The sequence below is a fragment of the Stenotrophomonas sp. MYb57 genome (genome assembly GCF_002966815.1).
GTDB classification, from domain to species: Bacteria; Pseudomonadota; Gammaproteobacteria; order Xanthomonadales; family Xanthomonadaceae; genus Stenotrophomonas; species Stenotrophomonas indicatrix.
On sequence record NZ_CP023271.1, the window covers coordinates 558,763 to 574,067 of the forward strand.

The 15,305-nt window shown below is 66.3% G+C and carries 10 protein-coding genes; 4 read left to right on the forward strand and 6 right to left on the reverse strand.

Translation table 11 applies throughout. The features are described from left to right. The first annotated feature begins 31 nt into the window (after nt 1–31). Complete coding sequence (locus tag CLM74_RS02565; RefSeq protein WP_105163368.1) at nt 32–2,671, forward strand: TonB-dependent receptor; 2,640 nt, start codon at nt 32–34, stop codon at nt 2,669–2,671. 64 nt (nt 2,672–2,735) lie between these two features. Continuing rightward, a complete protein-coding gene (locus CLM74_RS02570) occupies nt 2,736–5,330 on the forward strand; it encodes a M14 family zinc carboxypeptidase (protein WP_105163369.1) in 2,595 nt (864 codons plus the stop codon). A 248-nt stretch (nt 5,331–5,578) separates the two neighbouring features. Here the strand turns inward: CLM74_RS02570 and CLM74_RS02575 are convergent, their stop codons facing one another. The 3 genes from CLM74_RS02575 to CLM74_RS02585 all read right to left on the reverse strand — a co-directional run bounded on the left by CLM74_RS02575 (nt 5,579) and on the right by CLM74_RS02585 (nt 8,570). Beyond that, the gene (locus tag CLM74_RS02575) at nt 5,579–6,202 is read right to left on the reverse strand and encodes an outer membrane beta-barrel protein (RefSeq protein WP_080150107.1); all 624 of its coding nucleotides are present in this window, start codon (nt 6,200–6,202) and stop codon (nt 5,579–5,581) included. Between the two features lie 92 nt (nt 6,203–6,294). Continuing rightward, a complete protein-coding gene (locus CLM74_RS02580) occupies nt 6,295–6,918 on the reverse strand; it encodes a hypothetical protein (protein WP_059065899.1) in 624 nt (207 codons plus the stop codon). Between the two features lie 230 nt (nt 6,919–7,148). After that, complete coding sequence (locus CLM74_RS02585) at nt 7,149–8,570, reverse strand: DEAD/DEAH box helicase (RefSeq protein WP_059065901.1); 1,422 nt, start codon at nt 8,568–8,570, stop codon at nt 7,149–7,151. A gap of 969 nt (nt 8,571–9,539) precedes the next feature. On the opposite strand from CLM74_RS02585, the gene CLM74_RS02595 reads away from it, so the two are divergent. Together CLM74_RS02595 and maiA are read left to right on the forward strand one after the other, a co-directional pair. Beyond that, complete coding sequence (locus tag CLM74_RS02595) at nt 9,540–10,529, forward strand: fumarylacetoacetate hydrolase family protein (RefSeq protein ID WP_080150104.1); 990 nt, start codon at nt 9,540–9,542, stop codon at nt 10,527–10,529. A 14-nt stretch (nt 10,530–10,543) separates the two neighbouring features. Then, entirely contained in the window at nt 10,544–11,212 is a 669-nt protein-coding gene (gene maiA / locus CLM74_RS02600; protein ID WP_105163371.1) for a maleylacetoacetate isomerase, read from the forward strand. Nucleotides 11,213–11,245: 33 nt separating this feature from the next. Here maiA and CLM74_RS02605 read toward each other — a convergent pair whose 3' ends face one another. The 3 genes from CLM74_RS02605 to CLM74_RS02615 all read right to left on the reverse strand — a co-directional run bounded on the left by CLM74_RS02605 (nt 11,246) and on the right by CLM74_RS02615 (nt 15,267). Further along, entirely contained in the window at nt 11,246–12,745 is a 1,500-nt protein-coding gene (locus CLM74_RS02605; RefSeq protein WP_105163372.1) for a UdgX family uracil-DNA binding protein, read from the reverse strand. Then, nucleotides 12,726–14,009 carry a putative DNA modification/repair radical SAM protein gene (locus CLM74_RS02610; protein WP_105163373.1) on the reverse strand — a complete coding sequence of 428 codons (1,284 nt, stop codon included), beginning with the start codon at nt 14,007–14,009 and terminating at the stop codon, nt 12,726–12,728. The genes CLM74_RS02605 and CLM74_RS02610 overlap by 20 nt, the downstream gene beginning before the upstream one ends. Before the next feature lie 130 nt (nt 14,010–14,139). Further along, nucleotides 14,140–15,267: a PilT/PilU family type 4a pilus ATPase gene (locus tag CLM74_RS02615; protein ID WP_025878450.1), complete on the reverse strand. Its 1,128-nt coding sequence runs from the start codon at nt 15,265–15,267 to the stop codon at nt 14,140–14,142. Nucleotides 15,268–15,305 lie beyond the last annotated feature (38 nt).

A 15,305-nucleotide genomic window follows, 5' to 3' on the forward strand; every position in this document is an offset into this window, starting at 1 on the left:
TTCGTCCTTCCACTACCTCCCCCACATCGTCATGCCCCAGCACACCCTGCTCGTGGCGGCCCTGGCCGTCGCTCTGGCCGCGCCTTTGTCTGCAGCCGCCGAAACCCCCGCCGACGCCAGCGGCGAAGCCAGCACCCTGGCTGCCGTGCGCGTCACCGGTTCCAACATCAAACGCGCCGATACCGAAGCCTCCAACCCGGTGCAGGTGATCGGACGCCAGCAGCTGGAACAGACCGGCAAGGCCACCGTGGCCGATGTGCTGCGCTCGATCTCGGCCAACACCGGCAATGCCAGCAACGAGACCACCAACAACGGTTGGGCCTCGGGCTCGGCCGGCATCGGCCTGCGCGGTCTTTCGCAGAAGAACACGCTGGTGCTGCTCAACGGCCGCCGCCTGGCCAACTACGGCTTCCCGGCCGGCGGCCTGTCGGACACTTTCGTCGATCTCAACGCGCTGCCGCTGGTGGCGGTCGAACGCATCGAAGTGCTCAAGGACGGTGCATCGGCGGTGTATGGCAGCGATGCGGTGGCCGGCGTGGTCAACATCATCACCCGGCAGAATTTCGAAGGCGCCGAGATCGGCGGCAGCTTCGGCGGCGCCGACCAGGGCGGCCTGCACGAGCAGAACCTGAAGTTCGTCGGTGGCCTGGGCGACATCGACAAGGACGGCTACAACATCCTCTTCAGCCTGCAGGGCTACAACCGCGAGCGACTGGACCAGGATGAGCGCAACCTGACCAAGAGCGGCATCTACAGCGACCAGCCCGGCGGCCGCTGGAACGGCTGGTCGGCCAAGGGTGCACGCTATCTGGTCAATGGCACCTCCGTGCCGATGCTCGATGCCAACGGCAACTGCCCCACCGGCACCACCCGCGTGGCCAGCGCGCCGATCGACGGCCTGGCCGGTGATACCTGCGGCTTCAACCAGGCCCCGTACACCACCCTGATTCCCTCCACCAAGCGCTACCAGGCCTACGCCAACGGCACGTTCCGCCTCGGCGACAACGTCGAAGCGTTCGGCGAAGTGCTGTACAGCCAGATCAAGAGTGCTGCCTGGTTCGGCAGCAGCCCGTTCTTCACCCTGGAAAGCGGTCGCTTCGCACTGAACGCGCAGACCGGCCTGGCCGAGCCGGTGTCGTCCAACCTGCCGGCCAGCAACCCGTACAACCCGTACGGCCGCGCGATCCCGATCGAATACACCTTCTTCGACCTCGGCGGCACCATCAAGACCAACCGGTCCACCGCCTATCGCGGTGTGTTCGGGCTGCGTGGCAACACCGAGAAGTGGGACTGGGAAGTGGCCGCGTTCGGCGCGCGCAGCAGCGAGCGCGAAACCGTCTCCGGCGGCTTCGCCAACCGCTGGGCACTGGCCAATGCACTGGCCACCGGCAGCTACAACCTGCTGAACCCTGCCGCGACGCCGCAGTCGGTGCGCGATTCGATCAACATCGCCACCCTGCGTCCGGCCGAGTCGGTGCTGCAGGGCATTGATGCGAAGATCTCCGGCAGTCTCGGCCACACCTGGGCCGGCGACATCGGGTTCGCCGCCGGTGCCGAATGGCGCCGCGAGAAGCTTGATTCGAACAACCCGTGGCAGATCGATGCCGGCCTGCAGGTGCGCCCGGCAATCGCCGAAGTGCATGGCGAGCGCAAGGTCAGCGCCGCCTACGCCGAGGTCAACGTGCCGCTGGCCTCGACCCTGGAACTGTCCGCCGCCGCCCGCGCCGATCATTACGATGATTTCGGCGACGCGTTCTCGCCCAAGCTCGGCCTGCGCTGGCAGCCGCTGGATTTCCTGCTGGTGCGTGCCTCCGCGTCGAAGGGCTTCCGTGCCCCGTCGCTGTCGGAGAACTCCAACAGCACCAGCATCGCCTACGGCAGCGTGGTCGACCCGCGTGATCCGGACGTGCCGGGCTCGCGGCAGAACCCGACCTTCTTCACCGTCGGCAACAGCGACCTGAAGCCGGAGCGCACCAAGAGCGTGAACTTCGGCGTGGTGCTGTCGCCATGGGCGAACACCAACCTGAGCATCGACTACTACCGTATCCAGCTGGACAACCTGGTCGGTACCAACAACACCCAGACCCTGGTCAACGACAACGTCGCCGATGCCGTGCAGCGCGATGAGCGCGGCAAGCTGCAGGCGGTCTACAACCGCTACCAGAACCTGAGCGAGCTGAAGACCTCGGGCATCGACGTCGAGCTGCGCCAGCGCATCCCGACCACCGCCTTCGGTGACTTCACCGTGACCTCGGCCTACACCCACGTTCGCGACTACCGGCGCCCGACCGTGGTCGGTGGCCCGCTGGTGGACTATGCCGGCAGCAATCTCGGCGCCACCCTGCCGAAGAACAAGGCCACCACCACCCTGGACTGGAAGTACAGCGACTACACCGCCGCGGTGACCTGGTACTACACCAGTGGCTACGACCAGAAGGCCAGCACCGCGGCCGCTGCGGTGCAGAGCCGCGTCGACGCCTACAACCAGTTCGATCTCTACCTGGGCTACACCGGCATCGAGAACCTGACCGTGTACGCCAAGGTGCAGAACCTGGGTGACAAGACGCCGCCGTACGACGCCTCGTTCCCGGGCATCCGCGCGCCGTACGACTTCAGCCAGTACGACCTGCGTGGCCGCTACTTCACGCTGGGCTTCGACTACCGCTTCTGATCCACCCGCCGCGGCCGGCCACCCTGTGTGGCCGGTCGTGTTGCCATGTTCCAGGGGAGTCACCGTGTCCTTCCACCGCCGTGCCGTTTTCCCGTTGTTGCTCGCCGTCGCCACCGCCGTATCGTTGCCGCCTGCGGTACATGCGCAGAGCGCCTATTTCTTCCCGCAGACCACCGATGCCGCGGCATTCGATACCGCCATTCCCACGCCGGAGCAGTTCCTCGGCTATCCGATCGGCAGCCGCTACACCCGCCATGACCAGCTGGTGGCTTACTTCCAGGAGCTGGCCAAGCACTCGGACAAGATCAGCGTGCGCGAGATCGGCCGCAGCTATGAGGGCCGACCGCTGCTGATCGCCACGGTCACTGCTGCAGGCAACCACGCGCGGCTGGAACAGATCCGCCAGCAGCACGCGACCCTGGCCGACCCGGCGCAGCCGCGCAGCGCTGCCGGTGACAGCCCGGTGGTGGTGTGGCTGGGCTACAGCGTGCACGGCAACGAGACCTCCAGTGGCGAAGCGGCGATGCTGACCGCCTACTACCTGGTGGCCAACCGCAGCGCGGAAACGCAGCAGTGGCTGCAGCAGGCAGTGGTGCTTTTCGACCCGGCGCAGAATCCCGACGGCCGCGATCGCGCCGCCAACTGGCACAACGCCTGGGCGTCCGACCCGGCCTCGGCCGATCCGGCCGACAAGGAGCACGTCGAACCGTTCCCGCAGGGCCGTACCAATCACTACTTCACCGATCTCAACCGCGATTGGCTGGCACTGACGCAGCAGGATTCGCGGCCGAAGGTGGCGCAGTTCCACCAGTGGTACCCGAACGTGCAGATCGACTTCCACGAAATGGGCAAGGACAGCACGTACTACTTCGAGCCATCGCCGAAGAGCATGCATAGTCCGTTGATCCCGGCAGCGTCGTACGAGTTCAACAAGACCCTGGCCAAGTACCACGCCCAGGCGCTCGATGCGCTGGGTTCGCTGTACTACACCGGTGAGAACTTCGACAATTTCTCGCCCGTGTACGGCTCGACCTATCCGGATTTCCACGGCGCGGTCGGCGTCACCGTGGAGCAGGCCAGCTCGCGCGGTCGCGTGCAGGAATCGGTGAATGGCCTGCTGACGTTCCCGTTCACCATCCGCAACCAGGTTGCCACCGGGTTGGGCACGGTGCGCGGTGCGGTGACCGAGCGCAGCGCGCTGTTCGATCTGCAGAAGAGTTTCTTCCAGAGCGCGCTGAAGCAGGCCGCACAACAGCCGGTGAAGAGCTTCGTGTTCGGCGACGCGCATGATCCAGCATTGACCCGACGCCTGCTGGAACTGCTGTTGCTGCACAGGATTGAAGTGCATGCACTGGACCGCGCCGTCAGCGTAGATGGCCAGCGTTTCGAAGCGGGCAGCGCCTACGTGGTGCCGGTGCAGCAGGCGCAGTTCCGCCTGGTCCATTCGATCTTCGCCGAGACCCCGCCGATCAAGGGCGACGTGTTCTACGGCAGCACCAGTTACGCGATCGCCCCGGCCTACGGCGTGGCTTTTGCCGGCAGCCGCAGCCGCATCGATGGCGGCGCCCGCGTGGCCGAGGTTCCCGCAGTGCAGGGCGGGCTGACCGGCGGTGAAGCGGGCTTCGCCTACGTGATCGACTGGCGCGACTACAACGCGGGCCGCGCACTGGCCGCCCTGCAGGCCAAGGGCTTGTCCACGCGTGCCACCTTCCAGCCGTTCACCGCGGCCACCGCACAAGGTGAGGTGGCCTTTGCCGGGGGCAGCATCGTGGTACCGGTGGCCGGGCAGCCGCTGCAGGGTGCGGCGTTGCAGGAGGCGGTCGCCGCCGCCGCGCGGGCCGCCGGTGTGCAGGTGCATGCGCTGGCCAGCGGTCGCAGCCGCGATGGCATCGACCTTGGCAGTGACGGCGTCAAGGCACTGCGCAAGCCCGCCGTCGCGCTGGTGATGGGCGAGGGCGTGGCAGCCACCGAAATCGGTTCGGCCTGGTTCCTGCTCGACCAGCAGCTGCGCCTGCCGGCCAGCAAGCTGGACCCGCAGCAGCTGGGCAAGGTATCTCTGGACCGCTACACCACGATCGTGCTGTCCGGCGGCACCTATGCCGGCATCGACGCGGCCGCGGTAGCGGCATTGAAGCGCTGGATCCAGGCCGGCGGGTCACTGGTCACCTATGGCAGCGCGTCGAAGTGGGCGATCGAACAGAAGCTTGCCGACGGCGAGAAGCTGGGCAAGGACGAGGAAGCAACAGACACCGCGCGCCGCGCCTTCGGTGACCAGCGCGATATCGCCGCGATCGAGCGTGTCAGCGGCAACATCCTCAGCGCCGACGTCGACCCCAGTCATCCTTTGGCGTTCGGCGTGCCGCGCCGGCAACTGGCGATCAACAAGGAGAACACGGTCATCCTGCAGCCGAGCACGAACGGGTTTTCCACGGTGGTGCGGATCGACGACACACCGCGGGTGAACGGGTATCTGTCCGAGCGCAACCGCAGTCGCGTGGCCGGCAGCGCATGGCTGCTGGTGTCAGCGCAGGGGCAGGGCAACGTGATCCTGTTTGCTGATGATCCGGCGCATCGCAAGTACTGGCATGGCACTGATCGGATGCTGATCAACGCGATCTTCTTCGGGAATCTGGTGAACCCGGCGAAAGCGCGAGGTTGAGGCGTTGCGCGCCGAGCTGACTCCGGAATTGGGAGCACGAATGGTTGCGCAGGACTGCGCACGCGAGCAAGGCGCCTACGTGCCTGCATGGATGTATTTGCAGCGTGCTTTGTACCGCCGCCGCCCCTCACCAACGGCTATGCACAACCATCCGCAAGCGCTGGAACCCACACGGTGGCCAACATCAAAAAGGGGACGACGCCTCGGCGTCGTCCCCGGTAAAACCCCTTGCGCAGCAGGAAAAGCCGCTAGAAGCTGGCGCGTACGCCGGCCCTGTACTCGGATGTGTCCTTGTCGAACTGGCCTTCCAGTACAACGCCCCAGGTATCGGTGATGTTCAACTGCCCACCCACCACGCCATACCAGCGGGCGTCCTGTCCGTCGCCGCCATTGGCGTAGCCGCCTTTGAGCCAGCCTTCGAGGTTGCCGGTCAACCTGCCGCGCACACCCACCATGCCCAGCACCTCATTGAACCGGGACGTCTGGCGGAACCTCTGATCGCCGACGCGATAGTCCGACTTCGCTGAACGGTGGTTCCAGGCGAACTCGCTTGTGAAGTCCACGCCGTCGCTGATCGGCGCGTGATATCCCAGGCCCAGGTACGGAACGTCGAGGGTGGTCTTCACCCGCGTAGCGCCTGCAGTGTCGCTTCCGCTGAGGTGTGACGCGCCGACGATCACATGGAACTGCGGTGTGACCGCGAACGAACCCCGCACATAGCCACCATCCATGGTGAAGTCACCTGCGCTGTCGGCATCCAGCTGCAGCCGGTTCCAGCCGCCCTCCACGTAGGTGTAGCTGAGCTCGTCGCCGGCCGACGCCAGCAGGGGCGTTGCAAGCAACAGGCTGGTTACCAGGAGCATATTGCGCATCGTTCAAGTCCTTATGGAGCGAGGGTGCGGAGCAACGCCGGCCCGTGCCACAGCAGGGGGCCGTGCAGGGGCCTGGAGGTCGCGGCATTCGATCAGAAGCTTGCGCGAACGCCGACGCGGTACTCGGCGAAGTCATCGTAGAACTGGCCTTCGGCAACCACGCCCCAGGTGCGGTTGAAGCTGACCTGGCCACCGATGGTGCCCGTCCAGGTGCCGTCAAAGTGGTTGTTGCCGTCGATGTAGCCCGCTTTGAGCCACGCTTCGGTCTTTGCCGACGGCTTGCCGCGCAGGCCGAAGTTACCCACGGCGGTGTTGACCGAGGTCTTGCTGGTGTAGCTCGCGCCGTCAGAGTGGACCTCACTTTTGCCCGAGCGGCGGTTCCACGCCAGGTCTGCGGTGAAGTCCAGCCGATCGCTTATCGGCATGTGGTAGCCGATGCCCAGATGGGGCTGGTCGAGTGTGGTCTTCACGCTGGAATAGGCGTAGCGGCTGGTGTCGGTCACGCGGGACCAGCCACCGAACACGTTGACCTGTTCGGCAATGGCGAACGAGCCACGAACATAGCCGCCATCGGCCTTTGGATCCTTGAGGGCGCTGGAGCTCATCTGCAGCTGGTTCCAGCCACCTTCCACGTAGGTGTAGCTCATGCCGTCGCCTGCGATGGCCGTCAGCGGAGCGCCGAGCAGCAACGTGGAGACCAGGAAAATCTTGCGCATCATGCGTGTCCTTTTGGTGTAGCGGTCCAGGCCGGGGCGTGCGTGGACGCGGACCGGCTGCGACATCATGTCGCCGCCCGAGTCTAGCCAAATTTCACGCGGCGAGAACGTTGCGCTGCGGCGCGGGAGTGGTGGGTATCGAGCCATTCAGGAAGCACGATGCACACGGAGCAAAAAAAAAGGGACGCAGCTTTCGCCGCGTCCCGCTGTGCATTGCAGGGCTCCGGCAATCAGCCGGCGCGACCGCCACCGCCACCCTGGCCGCGGCCACGACCGCCACCAGTATTGGCACCGCCACCGCGACGCTGGCCCTGACCGGCACCTGCGCCTGCGCGCTGCTGGCCGTTGCCGGCGCCCTCGCGGCGGCCACCGCCGGCCTTCTTCGGGCCTGCATGGGCATGACGCGGCGCATCGCCGTGCGGACGGCGCGCGTGGGTCTTGCGCGGCACGCGCTCGCCGGTATCGGCCTCGGCCTTGCCCGGAGCACTGTTGCCCCAGCGGATCGGCGTCTGCAGCTCGAAGCCCGGCACATCGCGGATGTCCATGTCGCGGCCGAGCAGGCGCACGATCGCGCGCAGCAGCTTCACTTCATCCTGCGCCACCAGCGAAATCGCTTCACCGGTCGCACCGTTGCGGCCGGTACGGCCAATACGGTGCACGTAGTCTTCGGCCACCATCGGCAGATCGAAGTTGATCACCTTCGGCAGCTCGTTGATGTCGATACCGCGCGCGGCGATATCGGTGGCCACCAGCACGGTGACACGGCCAGCCTTGAAGTCGCCGAGCGCACGCAGGCGCTGGCCCTGGCTCTTGTTGCCGTGGATCGCCGCGGTCTTGATGCCGGACTTTTCCAGGAACGCGGCCAGCTTGTCGCTGCCGTGCTTGGTGCGGGCAAACACCAGGGTCTGCTCGCGGCTGTCCTGCGCCAGCAGGTGCAGCAGCAGGTCGCGCTTGCGGCTGCCATCGACCGGATGCACCTTGTGGGTGATGGTCTCGGCGACGGTGTTCTTCGGCGTGACCTGGATCTGTTCCGGGTTGCGCATGAACTCCAGCGCCAACTGGCGGATGTTGTCCTCGAAGGTGGCCGAGAACAGCAGGGTCTGGCGGTTCTGCTTGGGCAGCTTGGCCAGGATGCGCTTGATCGAGGGCAGGAAGCCCATGTCCAGCATGCGGTCGGCTTCGTCCAGCACCAGCAGTTCAATGCCGGACAGGTCGATGCTGCGACGCTCCAGGTGGTCGATCAGGCGGCCCGGGCACGCCACCAGCAGGTCCACGCCGCGACGCAGGATGTCCAGCTGGTTGCCCATGCCGACACCGCCGTAGATGCAGGCGCTGGGGATGCGCAGGTACTTGCTGTAACCGCGCAGGCTGTCATGCACCTGGGTGGCCAGTTCGCGGGTCGGTGCCAGGATCAGCGCGCGCGGCTTGCGCGGGCCAGTGCGCACTTCCTGCGAAGCGGTGCCCAGGTGCTGCAGCAGCGGCAGGCCGAACGCAGCGGTCTTGCCGGTGCCGGTCTGTGCGCCGGCCAGCAGGTCGCGACCGGCCAGCACCAGCGGGATCGCCTGCTGCTGGATCGGGGTCGGGGTTTCGTAGCCCTGCTCGGCGAGCGCACGCAGCAGGAAGGGCGCAAGGCCCAGGGATTCAAAAGACATCGAGATTGCTCCAAGTACAGTTAACGCCTGTCCGAACGGACAGACGGGGGCAGATCAAACTGATCGGCTGACTCGGAGCGTTCCCGTGAACCGCGCTGCGAGAATTGGGTGCAGCCAACGCGAAGCGCAGGCTGGAATGCGTGACGAACGGCGTCGGAGTGGGGGCGGGCGATGGGGCGAACCCCGGTCGCCGGCGATCCCGGAGGGAAACGGACGGCCGCTGCAGACCCGCATAGTCTAACGGAAGGATGAGACCTGACGCAAAACAGGCTGTTCAGGTTGGGGGTTCGGCAGGGCTGCGCCCTGCACCCGCCGAAGCGGTAGTGCCGGCCGCTGGCCGGCAACCTCAACAGCAACAGCGGGCATACCGTGGGATGGCGGGGTGGGTCCGGTTGCGGGGGACGCCGTAAACCCGTCCTTGGGGGCTTGGCCGCGGCATCCATGCCGCGGACACCCCCGCAACCGGACCCACCCCGCCTTCGACAGTTTTCCGCGATCTGTCGGAATGGCATGGCCCGCTCCTGGTGGGTGACGACCTTGGTCGACACGGTAGATCCACGCCATGCGTGGATGCTCTTCGTTCAATTGTCGAAATATTCGATTTCGATGGAGATCAATCCACGCATGGCGTGGATCTACCGGAACGAATGCAACCGTCACCGGGAACCTGTCGAAGGCGGGGCGGTATGGGGCTGCAGGACCGTTGGCGCCATGGATGGCGCCATCGAGCCCCCATGGATGGGTTTACGGCGTGTCCTGCAGCCCCATACCGCCCCGCCCAACCCGCAGAAAACCCAGAGCCGGCTGTTGCAGTTGCTCCGGCCGCTGCTCTGGCTTGAAGCCGGTGCAGGGTGCAACCCTGCCGCCCCCCTCCTGCGGTAGGGTGAGGCGATGCCGCGCTGCAGCTTGGCTACGCTGCTTATTTGATTACACTTGAAACTTGTTTGCCCACGACTCCGGACACCCACCATGAAGCTTGGTTCCTTGAAGGAAGGCGGCCGCGACGGCACCCTGATCGTCGTCTCGCGTGACCTGCGCCACGGCGTGCGCGCCACCGGCATCGCCGCCACCCTGCAGTTGGCCCTGGAGGACTGGAGCCATCTGGCCCCGCGTCTGAATGCGCTGTATGAGTCGCTCAATGCCGGTGACGCCGATGGCGTGTTCGACCTGGACCCGCAGGCCCTGGCCGCGCCGATGCCGCGCGCCTATGAATTCGTTGATGGCAGCGCCTACCTGCCGCACGTCGAGCGCGTACGTCGCGCGCGCGGCGCCGAGGTCCCGGAGAGCTTCTACAGTGATCCGCTGATGTACCAGGCCACCAGCGCCGGTTTCCATGGCCCGCGCGATGCGGTCAAGGTGGTCAGCGAGGACTACGGCATCGACCTGGAAGCGGAGATCGTGGTGATCACCGACGACGTGCCGATGGCCGCCACCCCGGATCAGGCCGCCGGCCACATCCAGCTGATCGGCCTGGTCAACGACGTCTCGCTGCGCAACCTGATCCCGGGCGAACTGGCCAAGGGCTTCGGCTTCCTGCAGTCCAAGCCGCGCTCGGCGTTGTCGCCGGTGTTCGTCACTCCCGACGAACTGGGCGCTGCCTGGCAGGACAGCAAGGTGCACCTGCCGCTGCTGACCCACATCAACGGGACGTGGTTCGGTGCGCCGGAAGCGGGTGTCGACATGCAGTTCAACTTCGCCCAGCTGGTCGCGCACGCGGCGAAGACGCGCCCGCTCAGTGCCGGCACCATCGTCGGCTCGGGCACCATCGCCAACGAAGACACCAGCAAGGGTGCTTCGTGCTTCGCCGAACAGCGCGTGGTGGAAACCCTGCGCGACGGCAAGCCGAGCACGCCGTTCATGTCCTTCGGCGACGTGGTGCGCATCGAGATGCTCGATGCCGCCGGCAACAGCATCTTCGGTGCGATCGAGCAGCGCATCGAACAGGCGGCCAAGCCCTGAGCATGGAGGCGGCGATGGAGATTCCGGTCGACGACGGCATCGTGCTGTACACCTACTGGCGATCCAGCGCCGCCTACCGCGTGCGCATCGGCCTGGCCTTGAAAGGCCTGGCCTTCGAAGCACGACCGGTGCATCTGGTGCGCGAGGGCGGCGAGCAGCACCATGACGCCTATCGCGGGCTCAACCCGCAGCAGCTGGTGCCCACGCTGCTGCATGACGGCCACGTGCTGACCCAGTCGCTGGCGATCCTGGAGTATCTGGAAGAGCGGTTCCCGCAGGTGCCGCTGCTGCCGGCCGACGCCGCTGGCCGCGCACGGGTGCGGGCACTGGCGCAGCTGGTGGCCTGCGACATCCACCCGATCAACAACCTGCGGGTGATGCAGTACCTCGAGCGCGATCTGCAGTTGCCGGCCGATGCACGCACGCGGTGGACCCTGCACTGGATGGCCGAGGGCTTTGCCGCAATGGAAACGATGCTGGCCAACAGCGCTGACACCGGCACGTTCTGCCACGGTGACCGTCCGGGCCTGGCCGACATCTGCCTGTTGCCGCAGCTGTACAACGCCCATCGCTTCGGCCTGGACCTGGCGGAATACCCCACACTGCGCCGCATTGAAGCGGCCTGCCAGCAGCTGGATGCCTTCATCGCTGCACGCCCCGAAAACCAGGTCGACGCCGCCTGACGTCCCGCTGTGCTCGCCGGGCATGGCCTGGCGCTACCGGTCTCCGGCGCGCGGTAGCGCCGGGCCATGCCCGGTGGGCGCGGAATCGGCCGCCAGCAGTTGCCGCAGGTCATCGCGGAACAACCGGTAGGCGTCCTCGCGCCGCGTCTCATCCTTTTGCCGCAGTACCCAGGCAGGATGCACGGTGGCGTACCCCCGGGTGCCATCCTCGAGCGTGAGCCAGCGGCCACGGTCGCGCGTCAGGTTGAAGTCGCGACCAAATACGGACGAGGCCGCCGTGGCGCCGAGACAGACGATCACCTGCGGCTTCACCCGTGCGATCTCGCCCTGCAGCCACGGCCGGCAGGCATGCACATGGCGGCTCTCAGGGCGCTTATGCAGGCGCACCTTGCCTCGGCGCTCGTGATGGAAGTGCTTCACCGCGTTGGTCAGGTACAGGGCGCTGCGTTCGATGCCCAGCTCCTGCAGCGCACGGCCCAGCAGCTTGCCCGCCGGCCCGGCGAAGGGGCGCCCACTCAGGTCCTCGACATCACCGGGCTGTTCGCCCACCAGCATGATGCGTGCATCGGCACGACCTTCGCCGAACACGGTCTGGGTCGACGCTTCCCACAGCGGGCACTGCCGGCAGACGGCGGCCTGCTGGCGCAGCGCCTGCAGGCTGCCATTGTCCGCAGCGGCATCGGTTGCATCATTCGGCCGTGCGGGAATACGTCGCTGCGGTGCCTGTGCCGGTCGATCATGCATCTCCTGCACGCGGCCGGCTGCGTCGCGCACAAGGCCCGGCAACAGGTGCGCTTCGGGAAGATGCTTCCAGTAACGGGCGGGCATTTCCTGCTGCATCATCCGCGTGTTGAGCCGGGCCGGATTGAAGATGCTGGCGTAATAGGTCTGCCACAGCGTCTCACGGGCGTCTTCGGCGGGTGCATCGCGACGGCTGCCGCCATCACCGAACGAGAGTGCGCTGCCATCCCAGCGGACACTGCGCGCGGGGGTCAGGATCGCCCAGCGCATGCCGGCAAAACGGCGGGCGAAAAACGGCGCGACCCGGTCGACGATGTTGTGATCGGGCTCGAACCAGGCGATGAACGCATCGGTCTCGCCCGGCACCTCCCGGAAGCGCACGAAGGCCTTCATCTTGTGCATGTCGCGGCGCACCGCCTGCGCCAGCGCCATCAACCGCAGCACATCGGCGTCGGCCGGATTGGACAGCACCGTGCGTTCGCCATGCGCGATGCGCCACAGCAGGCGGTACAGCAGCGGCAGGCGCTGCGGATCGCGATGGCACAGGCAGGTAGCGGCCAGTTCGACGAAGTCGCGCGGCACGTTCGGGACGGTGGCGCCGTCGGGCAGTGGCGCCTGCTGCACCGCCGGCGCGTCCAGCAGCGACGCTTCGCTGCCCGTGATCCAGTCCAGCTGTTCCGGCAGCACGCGGCGCAGCAAGGCCTCACGCGCCGCACCGCGCCAGGCATCCAGCGACCACGGCGGGTCTACGCGCAGCGACCAGCGCTGCAGCTCAGGCAGCGGGCGTGGCATCGAACAGCGAGCCCTGGCGGGGTGGTGGCGCCAGCTTCGCGCGCAGCGCCGCCGGATCATCCAGCGCACTGCGCGGATGGTGGTCGGCCAGCTGCACGAACGGCAGCAGTTTGCTCATCGGCGCCTTCAGTCGTGCAACGTCGGCCACCCGCAGGCGACCGTGGCGGCGTGCCATCAGCACGCGCTTGACGTTGCGCACTCCCAGGCCCGGCACCCGCAGCAGCAGCTCCTTCGGCGCAAGGTTCAGGTCCACCGGGAAGCGTTCGGGATGGCGGATCGCCCAGGCCATCTTCGGATCGATGTCCAGATCCAGCATGCCGCCCTGGGTGGTGTCGGTGATCTCCTCCACGCCGTAGCCGTAGAAACGCAGCAGCCAGTCGGCCTGGTACAGACGGTGCTCGCGCTGCAGCGGAGGTGGCTGCAGCGGCAGCTGGCGGCTCGCATCGGGAATCGGGCTGAAGGCGGAGTAGTACACCCGGCGCATGCGGTAGTTGCCGTAGAGGCTGTCGGCACTGGTCAGGATCTGCTGGTCGCTGGCACCGTCGGCGCCGACGATCATCTGCGTGCTCTGCCCGGCGGGTGCAAAGCGGGGAGGGCGAGGACGCGCGCCGCGGCTGGAAACCGGTGCGATCACTGCCGGCGCCTTGCGGGCCTCCTTGGCTTCTTCGATGCGCCAGCGCAGTTCACCCATCGCGCCGCGGATCGATGTGCTGGTCTTTTCCGGGGCGAGGGTGGCCAGGCCCGCCTCGGTGGGCAGTTCGACATTGATCGACAGGCGATCGGCGTAACGACCCGCAGCGGCCAGAAGTTCTGGCGATGCCTCGGGGATCGTCTTCAGGTGGATGTAGCCGGCGTATCGGTGCTCCTCGCGCAGCCGGCGTGCCACCTCCACCATGCGCTCCATCGTGTAGTCCGCGTTGCGGATGATGCCGCTGGAAAGAAACAGCCCTTCGATGTAATTGCGCTTGTAGAAGTCCAGGGTGAGCGTGACCACCTCGTCCACGCTGAAACGCGCGCGCGGCACGTTGCTGGACACCCGGTTCACGCAATAGGCGCAGTCGTACACGCAGAAGTTGGTCAGCAGGATCTTCAGCAGCGACACGCAGCGGCCATCGGGCGTGTAGCTGTGGCAGATGCCCATGCCCTCGGTACTGCCGATGCCGCCGGAGGCGCGCGAATCGCGCTTGCCCGCACCACTGGAGGCGCAGGAGGCATCGTACTTGGCGGCATCTGCAAGGATAGCCAGCTTGCGTATGGTTTCCATTGAAGAAACCTACGCACGAGGGGTCTCATTGGATGAGACCGCCCCTTAACTCTTCAGGATTCCGCCGGGCATGGACCGGCGCTACCACCACGCGTCCGGTAGCGCCGGGCCATGCCTGGCGGGCGCGCCGTCAGAACCCGTGGGTAATGCTCGGCGCGCCGGCCGAGAAGTCCGCATACGGATCGTGCTCGCCGCTGCCGCCTTCTGACAGGCGGAACTTCAGCGCCAAGCCATCGCGCGAGTCGGCCGCGCGCAGTGCTTCTTCCTGATCGATGGTGCCGTTCTTGGCCAACCGGAACAGGCACTGGTCGAAGCTCTCCATGCCTTCTTCCAGCGAAGCCTCCATCGCCGCCTTGATCTCGTGTACCTGGCCGCGACGCAGCAGGTCGCGGATCATCGGCGTGTTGATCAGTACTTCGGTGGCCGGCAGGCGGCGCCCCTCCTTGTTCTTCACCAGACGCTGGCTGATCACCGCACGCAGGTTCAGCGCCAAGTTCATCAGCACGTTCTTGTGCGCGCTTTCCGGGAAGAAGTTGAGGATGCGCTCGATGGTCTGGTCGGCGTTGTTGGAGTGCAGGGTGGCCAAGCACAGGTGCCCGGTTTCGGCGAAGGCGATCGCCGCCTCCATCGTTTCGGCATCCAGGATCTCGCCGATCAGGATCACGTCCGGCGCTTCACGCATCGCGTTCTTCAGCGCATTGTGGAAGGCATGGGTATCGAGCCCGACCTCGCGCTGGTTGACGATGGACATCTTGTGCTTGTGCAGGTACTCGATCGGGTCCTCGATGGTGAGGATGTGACCGGTGGTGGTGCTGTTGCGATGGTCGATCATCGACGCCAGCGAGGTGGACTTGCCCGAGCCGGTGGACCCCACCACCAGCACCAGCCCACGCGGGGTCATGATGACGTCCTTCAGCACCTGCGGCAGGTTGAGCTCTTCGATGCTCGGAATCCGGCTGCGGATGGCGCGGATGACCATGCCCACTTCACCGCGCTGCTTGAACACGTTGACGCGGAAACGCCCGGCATCGGCCAGGGCGATGGCCATGTTGAGTTCCAGCTCGCGCTCGAACTGCGGCACCTGGCCCTCGTCCATCAGCGAGTAGGCGATCTTCTTCACCATTCCCGGCGGCAGGCCGGTATTGCCGAGCGGATACAGCTTGCCCTCGATCTTGATGTACACCGGCGCGCCGGTGGTCAAGAACATGTCCGAAGCGTTCTTTTCGGTCATCAGCTTCAGGAAGTAGCCGATATCCATTGCGAATTTTCCCCAACGAAGCTGCCGGTGCCCGTTGC